Source organism: Cupriavidus sp. AU9028 (assembly GCF_019795295.1).
Classification (GTDB): Bacteria; Pseudomonadota; Gammaproteobacteria; order Burkholderiales; family Burkholderiaceae; genus Cupriavidus.
In genome coordinates, this window is record NZ_JAIMCG010000005.1 from 234,975 (window position 1) to 250,824 (window position 15,850).

The 15,850-nt window shown below is 66.8% G+C and carries 13 protein-coding genes; 7 read left to right on the forward strand and 6 right to left on the reverse strand.

The annotated features are described in order from the left end of the window. Window positions 1-206: 206 nt before the first annotated feature. Entirely contained in the window at window positions 207-4,136 is a 3,930-nt protein-coding gene (locus tag K6V06_RS08225) for a DUF748 domain-containing protein (RefSeq protein WP_370637417.1), read from the forward strand. Window positions 4,137-4,164: 28 nt separating this feature from the next. Here K6V06_RS08225 and K6V06_RS08230 read toward each other — a convergent pair whose 3' ends face one another. Then, window positions 4,165-5,415 carry a cytochrome P450 gene (locus K6V06_RS08230; protein ID WP_255581700.1) on the reverse strand — a complete coding sequence of 417 codons (1,251 nt, stop codon included), beginning with the start codon at window positions 5,413-5,415 and terminating at the stop codon, window positions 4,165-4,167. A 176-nt stretch (window positions 5,416-5,591) separates the two neighbouring features. Here K6V06_RS08230 and K6V06_RS08235 point away from each other — a divergent pair, with 176 nt between their 5' ends. Beyond that, the gene (locus K6V06_RS08235) at window positions 5,592-5,795 is read left to right on the forward strand and encodes a rubredoxin (RefSeq protein WP_222242062.1); all 204 of its coding nucleotides are present in this window, start codon (window positions 5,592-5,594) and stop codon (window positions 5,793-5,795) included. A 124-nt stretch (window positions 5,796-5,919) separates the two neighbouring features. On the opposite strand, the gene K6V06_RS08240 is transcribed toward K6V06_RS08235, so the two are convergent. Then, window positions 5,920-6,102: a hypothetical protein gene (locus tag K6V06_RS08240; RefSeq protein ID WP_222241949.1), complete on the reverse strand. Its 183-nt coding sequence runs from the start codon at window positions 6,100-6,102 to the stop codon at window positions 5,920-5,922. A gap of 201 nt (window positions 6,103-6,303) precedes the next feature. Between K6V06_RS08240 and K6V06_RS08245 the strand changes: the two genes are divergently transcribed. Then, the gene (locus K6V06_RS08245; RefSeq protein ID WP_222241951.1) at window positions 6,304-6,807 is read left to right on the forward strand and encodes a hypothetical protein; all 504 of its coding nucleotides are present in this window, start codon (window positions 6,304-6,306) and stop codon (window positions 6,805-6,807) included. 148 nt (window positions 6,808-6,955) lie between these two features. Here K6V06_RS08245 and K6V06_RS08250 read toward each other — a convergent pair whose 3' ends face one another. Both K6V06_RS08250 and K6V06_RS08255 read right to left on the reverse strand, forming a co-directional pair. Then, window positions 6,956-7,507: a BON domain-containing protein gene (locus tag K6V06_RS08250; RefSeq protein ID WP_222241953.1), complete on the reverse strand. Its 552-nt coding sequence runs from the start codon at window positions 7,505-7,507 to the stop codon at window positions 6,956-6,958. A 295-nt stretch (window positions 7,508-7,802) separates the two neighbouring features. Continuing rightward, window positions 7,803-9,230, reverse strand: a complete 1,428-nt coding sequence (locus K6V06_RS08255; protein ID WP_222241955.1) for an NAD-dependent succinate-semialdehyde dehydrogenase — start codon at window positions 9,228-9,230, stop codon at window positions 7,803-7,805. A 319-nt stretch (window positions 9,231-9,549) separates the two neighbouring features. Between K6V06_RS08255 and K6V06_RS08260 the strand changes: the two genes are divergently transcribed. The 3 genes from K6V06_RS08260 (at window position 9,550) to K6V06_RS08270 (ending at window position 11,895) form a co-directional block, all read left to right on the forward strand. After that, window positions 9,550-10,011 (forward strand): tripartite tricarboxylate transporter TctB family protein, encoded by a 462-nt coding sequence (locus tag K6V06_RS08260; protein WP_222241957.1) that lies wholly within the window; start codon window positions 9,550-9,552, stop codon window positions 10,009-10,011. 9 nt (window positions 10,012-10,020) lie between these two features. Further along, window positions 10,021-11,523: a tripartite tricarboxylate transporter permease gene (locus K6V06_RS08265; protein ID WP_222241960.1), complete on the forward strand. Its 1,503-nt coding sequence runs from the start codon at window positions 10,021-10,023 to the stop codon at window positions 11,521-11,523. Between the two features lie 75 nt (window positions 11,524-11,598). Further along, window positions 11,599-11,895 (forward strand): helix-turn-helix transcriptional regulator, encoded by a 297-nt coding sequence (locus tag K6V06_RS08270; protein ID WP_222242064.1) that lies wholly within the window; start codon window positions 11,599-11,601, stop codon window positions 11,893-11,895. Between the two features lie 110 nt (window positions 11,896-12,005). Here the strand turns inward: K6V06_RS08270 and K6V06_RS08275 are convergent, their stop codons facing one another. Next, window positions 12,006-12,797 (reverse strand): DUF4397 domain-containing protein, encoded by a 792-nt coding sequence (locus K6V06_RS08275; RefSeq protein WP_222241961.1) that lies wholly within the window; start codon window positions 12,795-12,797, stop codon window positions 12,006-12,008. 419 nt (window positions 12,798-13,216) lie between these two features. On the opposite strand from K6V06_RS08275, the gene K6V06_RS08280 reads away from it, so the two are divergent. Continuing rightward, complete coding sequence (locus tag K6V06_RS08280; RefSeq protein ID WP_222241964.1) at window positions 13,217-14,557, forward strand: bifunctional diguanylate cyclase/phosphodiesterase; 1,341 nt, start codon at window positions 13,217-13,219, stop codon at window positions 14,555-14,557. 105 nt (window positions 14,558-14,662) lie between these two features. Here K6V06_RS08280 and K6V06_RS08285 read toward each other — a convergent pair whose 3' ends face one another. Beyond that, window positions 14,663-15,847 (reverse strand): ABC transporter substrate-binding protein, encoded by a 1,185-nt coding sequence (locus K6V06_RS08285; protein ID WP_222241966.1) that lies wholly within the window; start codon window positions 15,845-15,847, stop codon window positions 14,663-14,665. Between the last annotated feature and the right edge of the window lie 3 nt (window positions 15,848-15,850).

Below are 15,850 nucleotides of genomic sequence, written 5' to 3' on the forward strand. Positions count from 1 at the left end.
TTCGCCCTTGCTCCGCACCCCAAAGGGCAAGCCCGCCACTCCGTCTGCTTCGGTATGGCAAGAACGACACATCACAAGGGCCAAAGGGAGGGGTGCGGGCCGGTACGGCGACGGGATGGCCCTGTCGCGCCGCGTGACCGGCGGGGTCGGTATCTCGGAACGACATGGCATTGAGAAATATGTTGCACGCAGTACGAGCCACTGCGGTGGCAACCCCGCGCCGCCGCGCCGCGCTATGGCTCGGCGCGGGGACGGCTGCCGCGGTGGCATTGTTCGGCCTGGCCGGATGGTTCGGCGGCCCGCCGCTGCTGCGCGCGGTGATCGCCAGCCAGGCCAGCGAGGCGCTGGGACGCAAGGTGACGGTCGAGACCGCATCGGTGCGGCCATTTGCGCTGGCCGCCTCGCTCGGCAAGCTGTCTGTCATGGAACCCGACGGCGTCACGCCGATGCTCAGCATCGCGTCGGTCGAGGCCGATGCATCGATCGCCTCCCTGTGGCGCCTGGCGCCGGTGGTGGATTCTCTGCACGTCGACGGCGTGTCACTGCGTGTCGGCCGCGACGCGCAGGGCCGCTTCAGTTTCGACGACATCCGCCAGCGCCTGGCAGCCAGACCGGCCGCGCCGGACGGCGAGCCGGCACGCTTTTCGATCAACAACATCGCCCTGACCGGCAGCAGCATCGTATTCGACGACCGGCTGCTGGGAGAGACCCAGCGCGTCGAGCATCTCACTGTCACGCTGCCCTTCCTGTCCAACCTGCCGCATGACGTCAATATCGTCACGCAGCCGACCCTCAGCGCGCATCTGAACGGATCGCCGCTGGCCGTCAGCGGCACCATGCTGCCCTTTGCCGATGATCGCGAGGCGCAGCTGAACATCGATCTGGACGGACTGGACCTGACCCGCTTCGCGCCCTTCGTGCCGCGCCTGAACGATGCGCGCATCGAGGGGGGGCGGCTGGACACGCGGCTGGTGCTGGGCTTCCGCCAGCAGCAGGCGCAGCAGCATGTCGAACTGTCGGGGACGGCAACGCTGCAAGGAGCCGAGCTGCGGCGGCACAACGGCGATCCGCTGTTGAAGGCCGAGCGGATCGCCGTCGATCTTGCCGCGCTGGCACCGGCGGAGCGGCGCGTCCACCTGAAGTCGGTCCAGATCGACGGGATCGCCGCGCAGTTGTGGCGCCGTCGTGACGGCACGCTGGACCTGGCCTCGGCGCTGCTGCCTGCCACGCCATCGTCCGTCGCCACGCCGTCCGTGCAGCCGTCTTCCGTTCCCGCTCCGGCATCGGCGCCGGCGGCCCCGATGCCGGCCAGCGATGCGGCGGCGAGCAGCAAGGCCGGGGCCGAGCCGGCATGGCGCTATGCGGTCGATGTGCTGCAGGTGCGCGATTCGCGCGTGACGGTGCGCGACGATGCCGCGCCGTCGGGGCCGGGCACGCTGGCGCTCGCACCGATCGAGATCCGGGTGGAAGGGCTGGCCGGCGACAGCGAGAAGCCGGCCCGCGTCGAGGCGACGGTCTCCACCGGCAATGGCCAGACCCTGGTGCATCAGGGTCAGCTGTCCTTGCAGGGCAAGTCGGCCAGCGGCACCCTGATGGCAGCCGGCATCGAGCCCCAGGCGCTGGCAGCATGGTGGCCGGCCGAACTGCAGGTGCGGCTGGGCCAGTCGGCCGTCAATGCCGAACTGCACTACCGGATGTCGTGGGCCGGACCGGACTTCGCGCTGGCGCTGGACAAGTCCCGTATCGAACTGGAGCGGTTGCAGGTTTGGGCTGGCCGGGCGGCAGGCCGCCAGCCGGCGGCGGCGCCGTCGGCAGCCGCTTCCAGCGGTGAAGATGCAGCGCAGGTCCGCCGGGCCCGTGCGCGCGGCGATCTGGTGGGCGAGAATCTGCCGCTGCTCGCGGCCGACAAGATCAGCGCCGACGGACTGCAGTTCGATCTGGCGCAGCGGCGCCTCAGCCTGGCCCAGCTGCGGCTCGATGGCCCCGAACTGGCCGCCACCCGCGATCATCGCGGCCAATTGATCGAGGCGGCGCGGCTGTGGTCGGCGCAACGGCCGGCCGCTGGCGCCCCACGCGGCGCCGCGCCGGGCACAACGCGTACCGAGCCGCGCGGCGCCCCACCGACCGCGCCGGCGTGGCAGGTATCGGTAGGCGCCGTGCGGATCGACGATGGCCGGATGCGGCTGGCCGACCTGGCGCCGGCCGCCGCCAACCGCGATCGTCCGGTGGTTCACCAGCTGCGGGGGATCCGGCTCGAAACCGGCACGCTGCGCTGGCCGCTCGCCAACGCTGCGCTGCCACTCAAGCTGCAGGCGCAGAGCGGGCGGCGCGGATCGCTATCGCTGGAAGGGACCGTGCAGCCGACCCTGCCGGCGGCAACCCTGCAGGTCGACGTGCGCGATGTCGAACTGGCGCCGCTGCAACCCTATCTGGGCGAGCGCTTCAACGCCGGGCTGCGCGCGGGCAATGCCACCGTGCAAGGCAGGCTGGAGGCGTCGCTGCCGGCCGGCAAGCCGCCGCAGGCGTCCTTCGCCGGTTCGGCGAAGCTGTCCAACGTGCGTACGGTGGACCGCACCAACGGCGAGGATTTCGTACGCTGGCGCAACCTGGGCCTGGCCGGCATCGATTTTCGCCTGCGCGACAAGGCGCCGATGCAGCTCGCCGTGCGGGACGTCGCCCTCAGCGACTTCTATGCGCGTCTGATCCTGAACGCCAATGGCCGGCTGAATCTGCAGGACGTGATGCGGCCGGACGAAGGCGGGGAAGGCAATGCCGACGCGCAGCCCGGCAAGCCAACCGGTCCGACGCCGCTGACCCAGGCCAGCAATGGCACTGCCGCGAGCGGTGCCGCCGGCAAGCCGGCCAGTGCCGCGACGGGTCCTGCGCCGGTGATCCGGGTGGGTGGCGTACGCGTCGAGAAGGGCAACATCAACTTCTCCGACTTCTACGTCAAGCCGAACTACACCGCCAACCTGACCGGCATGAAGGGCTCGATCTCCGGCTTTGCGACCGGAGAGGCGGCGCCGGCGGACGTGGTGCTGGAAGGGCGGCTGGACGACGACGCGCCGGTCACCATCAGCGGCAAGCTCAATCCGCTGGGCCAGCAGCTGTATCTCGATATCGCGGCCAAGGCCGCCGGCGTGGAGCTGACCCGGCTGACGCCATATGCGGCCAAGTACGCGGGGTATCCCATCACCAAGGGGAAGATGACGGTCGATGTGGCCTACAAGATCGAGAACGGGCAGCTGAACGCCAGCAACCACCTGTTCCTCGAGCAGCTGACCTTCGGCGACCGGGTGGAAAGCGCGGATGCCACCAAGCTGCCGGTGCTGCTGGCCGTCTCGCTGCTGAAGGACCGCAACGGTGTCATCGATATCAACCTGCCGGTGTCGGGCTCGCTGTCCGACCCGGAATTCAGCATCGGTGGCGTGATCGGCCGCGTCATCGTCAACTTGCTCACGCGGGCCATCACCTCGCCCTTCTCGCTGCTGGCCTCCGCCTTTGGCGGCAGCGCCGAGGAACTCGGACACGTCGACTTTGCCGCCGGCTCGGCCGAACTGGACGAGCAGGCGCGCAAGCGGCTCGGCACGCTGGCCACCGCACTGAAGGAGCGGCCGGCGCTGCGGCTGGAGATCACCGGCCGCATCGATCCGGTCGCCGATGCCGCGGGCGCGCGCAAGGCCTGGCTGCAGGAACAGGTGACCGAGGAGAAGATCCGCCGCCTGCGTCAGGCAGCCCGCCAGCAGTCGCGCAGTGCCGCCGAGGAAGAGGGCCAGCAGGGCGCGCGCGTCACGGTCAGCGCCGAGGAATACCCGACCTATCTGGAAGCGGTGTACAAGCGCGCCGACTTCAGCAAGCCGCGCAACATGATCGGCCTTGCCCGTCCGCTACCGGTCGAGCAGATGGAGGCGCTGCTGCTCGAGCATGCGCCGGTGACCGATGCCGGGTTGCGGCAGCTGGCGGAAAAGCGGGCGTTGATCGTCAAGCAGACGCTCGAGCGCGAGGGCAAGGTGCCTTCCGAACGGCTCTTTCTGACCGCACCCAAGGTGGAGCCGGAGAAGCGGGAGGAGGCCGAGGGGAAGGCCGGCGGCAAGGCGATCGCGACCCGCGTGGACTTCGCGCTGCGCCAGTCGTAGCGCCCGGCCAACGGGCCTGGGGTCGGCGCTACGCGCTCAGGCGGATGTCGCCGAGGATCATGCGGTCGCGTGGCAGTGCGGGCAGCCGGCCAAAGTCGATCGACAGATCCTGCGCCGGCAGCGAATAGCGCAGCCGCTGGCCGAGGAATCGCGCCGCCTGCCGCATCAGCGCGATCGTGATGCCCTCGCCGGGGCAGCGGTGATGGGTCGCGGCGTCGGCGCCGCCCTGCGGCACGAAGTCGAAGGGCGTCGGCGCGCGCGGGAGAAAGCGCTCGGGCAGAAAGGCATCCGGCCGCTCCCAGCTGCGCGGGTCGTGGTTGGTGCCATACAGGTCGAGCATCGCGCGCCTGCCGCGAGCGAACCGCAGACCGCGCCACTCGAAGTCCTCCCGCACCAGGGCGACCACGGCGGGGAAGAACGGATACCAGCGCCGGACTTCCTGCACGAAGGCATCCAGCCAGGCGTTGTCGCTGCCCGCCAGCGCCTCGCGACAATGCGGGTGCGCCTGCAGCGCATGCGCGACGAACACGATGAATACCGACACCGCGACTGTCGGGCGCAGCAGGTTGGCCAGTTCCACCGCCGCAATGCTGGGCGCCAGCAGCTTGCCGTCCTCGTCGCGAAACCACGCCACTGCATACAGCGCCTTGTTCTCGGCCACCTCGACGTGGCCGGCGCGCACGTGATCGATCAGCCTGGACAGCCAGCTCTCGATTTGCGAGCGGGCGCGGCGCGAGCGGAAGTGGCCAAGCCCCGGCGCGGCGGCCTGGTCGAACAGGGCCGTCAACTGTTCGCTGCGTCGGGGCAGGTCTTCTTGCGGGACCGGCACACCGGCCCATTCGCATACCGCCTGCGTCAGCATCGGATGCAACGCGTGGTAGAGCGGGAACGAAGGACCGCCGGACCAGCGCTGCGCCGCGAGCTCCCAATGCTGCCCCACGGTATGGAGCAGTTCGTCCACACGGTCGGCGTCCACCACGCGCATGAACAGGCTCTTGCGCCAGCGGTGCGCCTCGCCGTCCAGCCCCTGCACCGCACCCTTGCCGAACAGCGTCGCCCGTAGCGGCTCCGGCGCCGCACCTTCCCGCTGGAAGCGCTGCCTGTCGTAGAAGAGGGCAACCGCCTCGGGTCCGGTCATGCAGATGGTCCGGCGCAGCAGGAGGCGGCTTTCGAATACGTCACTGCCGAGCGCCAGGCTGCGCCGGGAGAGATAGCGGTACGGGTCGGCCATCAGCGCAACGGTGTGGTCCCAGGGAAGGTCGTGCGGCATCGCTGACATGCGGTGGACTCCGGTCGATTTGGCGCAGGGAATCTGCAACCGTCATGCCAGCGACGATGGCGTTGAAGTGCGCGCCGGCAAGGGACGGGCGCAGCCGGTATCATGCCGGGCTGGCGGGTCGACCGGCGGATACCGTGTCGGCCACATTCGGACCGAGGAGAGAAAAGTTGCAGCAGATGGAAGCGCCGCGCGATGCGGCGGGCGATGCGGTCGGTTATCGCACCTGGGTTTGCCTGATTTGCGGTTGGGTCTACGACGAAGAGCAGGGCTGGCCCGAGGACGGCATCGCTGCGGGGACAAGGTGGGAGGACATTCCGGAAGACTGGCGCTGCCCGGAATGCGACGTGGCGAAGGCGGACTTCGCAATGGTGGCGTTGTAACCCACAGCGCTACCCTCTCCCGCATGCAAGAGAGGGCAATCCCACAGGGTCCGCCCGCGATGCCGCCTTCGTCTTGCTTCCCTTGCCCGCCTGCGGCAGGCAGCGGCGGGGAAGAGGATCCCCGCTAGATCAGCATCGGAATCGCCTCCAGCACCGCGATGCCAAGCAGCCCGCCCGCAATCGCGCCGAGCGTGCGGCAACTGACCTTCAGCGGACGCGCTTCCACTGGCAGCAGTCCCATCACGATGACGCCGACAAGCGCCATCGGAATCAGGAAGATCAAATCGTGGGGATCGAAGGTCGGCATGGCGGTCTCCAGCTGTCTCTCTCTGAACCTCGCGGCTGACAATGCCTCGTATTGGGCCTTTTCGGTTCAGTATAGGGAGAGCACCACCTTGCGCCATCTGCACTGCAGCATAGGCAAGGCGCAAGGGGGACCATGGCAGCGCCGGCCATGGCCTATCCTGACCAACGAGCGGCACTGTTTACGCCGCCCAGGAGGTTAGCGATGGAACTTCATCTGCATTCGCACTACGACCTGCACCGCATGCCCGACTGGAGCGCGGCTGCCGTTGCAGGCCTGGCGGCGGGCGCGCTATTGCTGGTGCTCGAGCTGTTCTGGTCGACCATGATCGCCGGTACCAATCCCTGGCCCACGACCCGGATGATCGCGGCCATCGTGATGGGCCCCGAGATGCTGCAAGGTGGCACTTTCAGCCTTGCGGCGGTGGCGCTTGCACTGGTGATTCACTTCGTGCTGGGCACGGTACTCGGCATGATTCTCGGACTCATCGTCGCGCCGTTTCATCTGGACTCGAGTGCGGGCCTGGTGCTGCTGACGGGCGCCGTCTTTGGCGCGCTGGTCTACCTGGTCAACTTCTACCTGATGACGCGCTGGTTCAGCTGGTTCGCCGACGCGCGTGGCCTGCATACGCTGGTCGGCAACATGCTGTTCGGCATGTGTGCCGGGATTGCCTATCGGGGACTGGAGACGGAGACAGCGAGACGGTAGCGCTGCATCGAGGCGCTGCATCGAAGACCAACCCCTCTCCCCGACCCTCTCCCCTTGAAGGGGAGAGGGGGAAAAGCCGCGGCGGCGGAAATGCGGCAGGTGTGCTCCCCTCTCCGCGCCCCGCGGAAGAGGGGCCGGGGCAGGGGGTTCAGCGAGGCACGCGGATGTTGTTGATCACCTCGTCCACGCCCGCCACCTCGGCGGCAATTTCCTCGACCCGGTATTTCGCCTGGCGATCGCGGATCGTGCCGCCCAGGGTCACGATGGCGGAGCCGACGTCGACCGTCACCTCCGATACGTCGAGCCCCCGCGCGTGGGCCAGCCGCTCGCAGACCTCGTCGCAAATGCGCTCGTCCGTGCGGCGATAGCCCTTCGGCGCGACTCGTGCCCTGGGCCGATGCGCGTCGTCATACTGGCGCCCCAGCGGCTCGTTGCCTGGCTCGCCGAAGCCCATGCCGCCGCCGCCATAGCCCTGCCCGCCAATGTCCCCGCGGCGGTAGTGATAGTCATGATCGATGTTGCGCGCCGCACCGTAGCCGCGGTTGCGCCAGGTTTCCGCGACCTCGCCGGTTTCCGCGTCTTCCGGAAACCACTCCATGCCGGTTGGAAAATAGCCCTGCCCCTCACGGTCCTCGCTCAACTCGACGGCTCGGACCTGGCGCTGCTGCCGTTCGCGATGCTCGGGATGTCTTCTGTCCATGCGGTTCTCCTTTGGATACGCGAGAAGGCGCCGCGTGGATGGCTGCGGCGCCCACGCGGGGAGATGGGCGCAAGAACCGTACCGCCAAAGTTCGCGCGGTAGTCGCGATCGCAGGCAAGCTCGGGCGATCGATTGCGGACTGTCGGCCTCTCGACGCTGTCCGGTGCCAAAGGACGAGCGCAGTCCCCATGCAAGCCCTTGTAAGATTTCCGCGCGGCGCGTCCGGCGCCACGCGGTGTCCCCATGGGAAACCCGCCATGCGTTGCACATGGCGGTTCTCGGCGCAATGCCGGGATCAGACCTGCGTGATGAACTTGGTCACAAGGTAGCCATCGAAGGTCTCGGTACCGCCCTCGCTGCCGATGCCCGAATCCTTGATGCCGCCGAACGGCGTTTCCGCCAGCGCCATGCCGAAATGGTTGATGTTGACCATGCCGGCTTCCAGCCCATTGGATACCAGCGTTGCCGTCTTCAGCGAATTGGTGAAGACATAGGAGGCCAGCCCATAGGGCAGGCTGTTGGCGCGGCGCAGCACCTCTTCCGCATCCTTGAAGCGCGTCACCGGAGCGACCGGGCCGAACGGCTCGTCGGTCATCAGCTTCGAATCGTCGGGCAGGTCGGTGACCACGGTGGGCGCGAAGAAGTAGCCCTGCTGCCCGATCCGTGCACCGCCGGCGACCACCTTGCCGCCGCGATGGCTGGCGTCGTCCAGGAACTGCTCCATCGAGGCGATGCGGCGCTCATGGGCGAGCGGTCCCATCTGCGTACCGTCCTCCAGGCCGTTGCCGACCTTGATCGATCCCATCACTTCGGTGAAGCGGGCGAGGAAGCGATCGTAGGCCTTCTCCTGGACATAGAAGCGCGTCGGCGAGACGCACACCTGGCCGGCATTGCGAATCTTGAAGCGGGCCAGCATTTCCGCCGCCGGTTCGATGTCGGCGTCGTCGAACACCAGCACCGGCGAATGCCCGCCCAGCTCCATCGTCACGCGCTTCATGTGCGCGCCCGCCAGCGCCGCCAGCTGCTTGCCCACCGGTACCGAACCGGTGAACGAGATCTTGCGCACGATCGGGGATTCGATCAGGTAGGTGGAGATTTCCGCCGGCACACCCCAGACGATATTGAGCACGCCCGCAGGCAGGCCGGCGTCATGGAACAGGCGGGCCAGCGCAACGACCGCGCTGGGCGAATCTTCCGGGCCCTTCAGGATCAGCGTGCAGCCCGCGCCGAGCGCGGCAACGATCTTGCGGATCGCCTGGTTGAAGGGGAAATTCCACGGCGTGAAGGCCGCGCAGACGCCAATCGGCTCGCGCACGACGATCTGCCGCACGTTCGGCTGGCGCGGCGGAATGACGCGGCCATAGATGCGGCGGCATTCCTCGGCATGCCATTCAGCGTGCTCGGCGCAGATCATCACTTCGGCGACCGCCTCGGCCAGCGGCTTGCCCTGGTCCAGCGTGATATCGCGGCCGATGTCTTTGGCGCGCTCACGGGTCAGTTCGGCGACGCGGCGCAGGATCTTGCTGCGCTCCAGCGGCGAGGTCTTCTTCCAGCTTTCGAACGCGCGCTGCGCCGCCGCGAGGGCACGATCGAGGTCGGCGGTGGTGGCATGCGGCAGCTTGCCCAGTACTTCCTGCGTGGCGGGATTGATCACGTCCTGTTCACGGCGATCTCCTCCCTTGACGAATTCTCCGTCGATATAGAGGGCCAGATCCTGGTACATGCGGTTCTCCTGTCAGTCGTGAAGCGGGCGCCCGGCGGGTGCTCCTCGCTCGAACCCGTTAGCTTAACGCGTCCGGCGCGCGCGCGTGCCGCTGCTGCCGGCGCCCATTAAAGCCAATTCCTTTCGCCGAGCCTGCATAGCGCTTTCGGATGGCTTTCAGCCATCAAACGAAATTGCTGCGTGCAACAGTGCAATGCCGGTGTTAACCCTGAGCACAAGCGAATGAAAGGCCACTGAAAGACCGCCTCTCTAACTTTGCACCCGCTTTGGCGCCGCTTGGCCGCGCCGTGGCGTTTTCAGTTTGATGAGGAGAAACAAGTTGCGCATACGCAGCCAGAAAGACTTCGCCTCGGGCCTGATGTTTGTGCTGGTCGGCCTCGGCTTTTCATGGGTCGCACGCGGTTACAGCATGGGCACGGCGGCGAAGATGGGTCCCGGGTATTTCCCCTTCCTGCTCGGTCTGGTGCTGGCGGGCCTCGGCGCATTGGTGCTGCTCGGTTCGCTGTCCAGCAAGGGCGAGGAAGACACGCTGGCCCGGTGGGATATCAAGATCCTGCTGTGGATTCTTGGTTCGGTCGTGCTGTTCGGGCTGCTGCTCAAGCCGCTCGGCATGGTGCTGTCCGTGTTCATCCTGGTGCTGATCTCGTCGGCGGCAAGCCACGAATTCAGCTGGAAGGGTGCGCTGCTCAACGGCGTCGTGCTGGTGCTGATCAGCATGGGCGCCTTCGTCTACGGCATCAACCTGCAGATGCCGGTGTGGCCGGCCTTCATCACGGGCTAAGGAGACGCCATGGAATTGCTTGAACACTTGACGCTGGGCTTCTCCACCGCGCTGTCGGTGCAGAACCTGGCCTACGCCTTCCTCGGCTGCCTGCTCGGCACGCTGATCGGCGTGCTGCCGGGCCTCGGCCCGCTGGCGACCATCGCCATGCTGCTGCCGATCACCTACACGCTGCCGCCGGTGGCCGCGCTGATCATGCTGGCCGGTATCTACTACGGCGCGCAGTACGGCGGCTCCACTACCGCGATTCTGGTCAACCTGCCGGGCGAGTCGTCGTCCGTGGTGACGACCATCGACGGCTACCAGATGGCCCGGCGCGGCCGCGCCGGCGTCGCACTGGCAACCGCTGGCCTGGGCTCGTTCTTCGCTGGCTGCGTCGCCACGCTGATCCTGGCGGCCTTCGCTGGCCCGCTGTCGGAACTGGCGTTCAAGTTCGGCCCCGCCGAGTACTTCTCACTGATGGTGCTGGGCCTGATCGGCGCCGTGGTGCTGGCGTCCGGTTCGCTGGTCAAGGCGATCTCGATGATCGTGCTGGGTCTGCTGCTGGGCCTGGTCGGTACCGACGTGAACTCGGGCGCCGCGCGTTACTCGTTCGATATCCCCGAGCTGACCGACGGCATCGACTTCGTTGCGCTGGCGATGGGCATGTTCGGCTTCGCGGAAATCATCGCGAACCTGGAGCAGAAGGAAAGCCGCGAGACCTTCACGGATCGTGTCACCAACCTGTTCCCGACCAAGGAAGACTTCAAGCGCATGATCCCGGCGGTGCTGCGTGGCACGGCACTGGGCTCGGCGCTGGGCATCCTGCCGGGCGGCGGCGCCTCGCTGGCTTCGTTCGCGGCCTACTCGCTGGAGAAGAAGACCTCGAAGAATTCGCACGAATTCGGCAAGGGCGCGATCGAAGGCGTGGCGGGTCCCGAGTCGGCCAACAACGCCGCGGCGCAGACCTCGTTCATCCCGCTGCTGACGCTGGGCATTCCGCCCAACGCGGTGATGGCGCTGATGGTCGGGGCGATGACGATCCACAACATCCAGCCGGGTCCGCAGGTGATGACCAGCAACCCGACGCTGTTCTGGGGCCTGATCGCCTCGATGTGGATCGGCAACCTGATGCTGATCATCCTGAACCTGCCGCTGATCGGTGTCTGGGTGAAGCTGCTGACCGTGCCGTATCGCTTCCTGTATCCGGCGATCCTGGTGTTCTGCGGCATCGGCGTGTACTCGGTCAACAACCAGACCTTCGACGTGTTCATGGCCGCGGGCTTCGGCGTGATCGGCTACCTGTTCCTGAAGCTGAAGTGCGAACCGGCGCCGCTGCTGCTGGGCTTCGTGCTGGGACCGATGATGGAAGAGAACTTCCGCCGCACGCTGCTGCTCTCGCGCGGCGAGTTCTCGGTGTTCTACACCCGTCCGCTGTCGCTCGGTCTGCTGATCGCCGCGGCTGCGCTGGTGGCGGTGGTGGCGCTTCCCTCGATCAAGGCCAAGCGCGAAATCGCCTTCCAGGAGGAGTAGGCGAGGCAAGCCGGCATGCAACTCGCGGCAGCGCCGCGGCATGCCGGCCCTCGCTTCACGCCCGTCAGTCCTGGCATGAAGAGACCGACCATAGACAGTCTGCTATCGCGGCTCTATATCCTGAAGTTCGTGCAGTCCCACCCGATCACGGTGCTGGGGCTGGTCGAGAAGTTGCGCGAGCAAGGCATCGACAAGAACATCCGCTCGCTCCGCCCCATTCTGCGCAGCCTGTTGCTGGCAAGGGCGATCACCGCGGAGCTGGTGGAAGGCAACGGCCGGGTGTATTCGATCACCGATCAGGGCCGCGAGGAACTGGACGCCTACTTGTCCCATCTGGATGTGCTGCAAAAGGGAAACGGCGGCGGCCGCTGAGGTCGCCCTCGCCGCCGCCGCCGCCGCCGCTGTCTCCTTCACTGTCTCTCTCCACCTCGCCGGACGCCGCCTTGCCGCGGCGCCCGGCGTTGCCGTCTTGACGGCGGTGTTTATTGCTTGGTCAGTTCGACCGCGGTCTGCGAATCGTCGTTCGCCTTGGCCACCAGCACCTTGATGTTGTTCGGCACCACCGCGCCGATGCCCTCGGCCGGGATCGTGGTGATCAGCCAGTCGGCGTTGTCATCCAGCGAGACCGAGCCGGAATCGAAGATGACGGCCTTGCTGCCGGCGGTGGTCACGCGCAGACGGTAGGTGCCGCCTTCGAGCTCCTGCGAGTCCGACCGGGATGCCGGCACGGCCTGCTTGTAGCCGACGTTGGCGAAGGTCGGGGCGACCGCGTTGATGTCGGTCTCCGGCGCGGTCAGGTACACGTCGATGTTCTGCGCGTTGCGCGACACGTTGAGCGCGCGCACGCGGGCCTTGTCCGAAATCAGGCCCTTGTCGTACGGATCGTCGATGACCATCAGGTCCGCCACGCCTTCGCCGGGCAGTGCCACCACGGTGTACTTGTGGCCGGTCGCGGCGTCGATCACGGCGCGGCTCAGTTCGACATTGGAACCGGCGTTATTGATGGAAATCAGCTGGTTGCCCCGGTCGACATCCCAGTATTTGCTGACGGCCTTGTACTGGACATTCGACAGATTCGTTCTCGCGCCATTCTGCAGCACGTCGACGTTCAGCGCGACCGGCAGCGGCGGAATGACGTGCATCACGCGAATCTGCGGATCCGCCAGGTCCAGGCGGTCGTCAATACCATCATCCCCGCCGCCACAAGCGGCGAGCAGCGCCGTCGCAGCCACGACCAGTCCCATCCCCAGTCGGGATTTCGAAAACACCTTCATGGATTACCCCTTGTCGAAACAGCGTTGATAGACGGGGCCGGGGTCCGGATTGTGCTTGCTTCGTTTCGGTGCCGGGCCGGCCGCCGCGCCGTGATGGAACAATAGGGGCGCCGCCCTAGGGGAAATACCGAGGGTCTTCCGAAAGCGATGTCGGAAGATTCCGACACATCACAAAAAAAGAAAACAATACGGCTTTTCGAACAGGCGTGGAGACGACTGCAGAACGGGAATCTTCACTGTTTAGATCAGGATTTCGCTTCATTTAAATCGCCATTCCCCGCGAAAGGGGTAGACCCGAAGAATGAGGCCAAGCTGGCCAAGCCCCCTGTCAGGCTGCCTTGCATTTTTCCTATTTTTCGTCACACTTGCCGAATGGCGCGGAGCGAACACGACGTCGAACAATGACAAATGGGGCAGCGATGGTAACCAGGTCGGAAGTGGAGGCGGCCGGTGCCTCGCCTGGAGCGGATATCGATTCGCTGACCGGCGTGGCGTCACGCCGGGCTTTCCTGGACAAGCTGGAAGAACGACTGCAGGCACAGGCCGAGCCGCGGTTCGCGCTCGTGCTGATCGGTATCGACGATTTTCGTGCCTTCAATGACATGCACGGCTTCGCCGAGGGCGATGCGATCCTGCAGCGGGTCGCGCGCCGCCTGCGCGATGCCTCGCCACGTGATGCAATGATCGGCCGTGTTGGCGGCGATGAATTCGCGGTCCTGCTCCCCACCATTTCCGATCCGACCCTGGTGCGCCATGTCAGCGCCGCCATGCTGTCGCTTCTTTCCGAACCCTACGACTGCGAAGGCCGCCGGCATCATGTGCTGGCGAGCCTGGGCGCCTGCGTGATGCCGGCCGGCGGGCTTTGCACCTCCGACGCGCTGGCGTCGGCCAGCCTCGCACTGGGCCGGGCCAAGCGCGACGGCGGCCGCACCATCCGGTTCTTCAAGCCGCAGATGCGCGCCGATGTCACGACACGGCTGTCGCTGGTGCAGGCGCTGCGCGAGGCGTTCGCGCAGCGGCAATTCGAGCTGCTTTACCAGCCGCAGGTCAATCTGCGCGACGGCCGGGTAGTGGGCGCGGAGGCGTTGCTGCGCTGGCGCCACCCGACGCAGGGCCTGCTGTCGCCGGCTGTCTTCATCGATGCGCTGGCCGCCAGCAGCATGGCCATCGACGTCGGCATGTGGGTCCTGCATACCGCATGTGCCCAGGCGCGCGCGTGGTCCCTGCAGTTCGACAGCGCGCCGCGCGTGGCCGTCAACCTGTTTGGCGCGCAACTGGCGGAGAGCCGGCTGTTGACCGAGGTGCGGCACGTGCTGCGCGAATTGTCGCTGCCACCGTCTTGCCTGGAGCTGGAGATCACCGAGACGATCGCCCTGCAGCAGGGCGACGAGGTGGCCGGGCAATTGCAGTCGCTGCGGCACGATGGCGTGACGCTGACCTGCGACGACTTCGGCACCGGCTACGCGTCGCTGAGCTTCCTGAAGAATTTCCCGGTGGACCGGATCAAGATCGACCAGTCCTTCATCCGCAGCGTCGCCCGTGACCCGGTCGATGCGGCCATCGTGCGGTCGGTGATCAACGTCGGGCAGAGCCTGAACCTGAGCGTCGTGGCGGAGGGCGTGGAAACCGTGGAGCAGCGCGACTTCCTGCTCCAGCATGCCTGCAACGAGGTGCAGGGATACCTGTACGGCCGGCCGATGCAGGCCGACAAGCTCACCGAACGGCTGGCCGAGCAGCAGCGGTTTTTCGGGGGAGAGTGAGGGAAGCTAACCGGCAGGGACATCCGGCCGCGAGGGGCTCTGCTCCCCTCTCCCGCTCGGCGGGAGAGGGGCCGGGGGAGAGGGCTAGCAGCCCTCAACCCGCCATCACTGCTTGGCCAGTTCCGACAGCCGGACCTCGACGATCTTGCCATCCTTCACCCAACCGACCACGGTGTCGGCCAGCGAGCCGCCCTTGTCGTCGATGCCGTCCACCTCGTTCGGATTGAGTTCGGCCGGCAGCGTCTTCATGGCCTCGGGCATCTTGGCGCGGATCGCCGCCGAATCGGTGGTGGTACCCGCCAGCGTCATCGCGTTTGCGAGCGCATGCACCATGGTGTAGTTCAGCGACATCTCGGTGGTCGCGTCGCGGCCGTGCTGCTTCTTGTACTTGGCGTTGAACGCCTGCGCCGCCGGACGGCTGTCGCTGTTCAGCGGCAGCACGCCGATCGAGCCTTCCAGCATGCCCAGCCCATTGGTCACGCGCGCCATTTCGTCCATCTTGGCCTGGTCCATGATGATGAAGCCGCCCTTGAAGCCCAGCTCCCGGGCCTGCTTGACCACCAGCGCGGTCGGCTCGGACGGGCCACCGACGAACAGCACGTCCGGCTTGTCAGCCATCACGCGCGACACGCCGCTGTAGAAGTCGGTCGCCTTGGTGTACGACATCGGGTTGTTGGCCACGACCTTGCCGCCCGCCTTTTCCCATGCCGGCACGAAGGCCTGCACCCATGCCTTCGCGTAGTCGTGATCGGCCGGCACCAGCGCCACGTTCTTGCCATAGCGCTGCATCTGCGCCTTGACGAACGGCTCGATATAGCCGGTATAGGCCGGCGGAATGCGGATGGTCAGCTTGTTGCCGGTATCGGTGATGCGCGGCACGCTGGAGTACGCCATCACGATGAATTTTTCCTGCTGGTTGAACGCCTGCAGCGCGAAGATGCCGCCGGAGTGCGGCACGAACACCGCCGGGGTCTTGTGCTGCTGCACCAGGCGCCGCGCGTTGATCGCCGATTCCGCCGGCGCGTACTTGTCGTCGAGCGCGACCACCTCCAGCTTCACCGCCTTGCCGCCGACCTTGATGCCCTTGGCGTTGACCTCGTCGACCGCCATCTGGATGCCGGACAGCACGTTCTTGCCGTACAGCGCCGCCCCGCCGGAGAGCGGGCCGGTGAAGCCGATCTTGACCGTTTCCTGTGCGAAGCTCGTGCCGGTCGCCATCATGGCCGCAACGGCGGTGGCCGCCACCGGCAGCATGCGCAGGACGGCACGGCGTTTCGTCTTGTGTTCCATCTT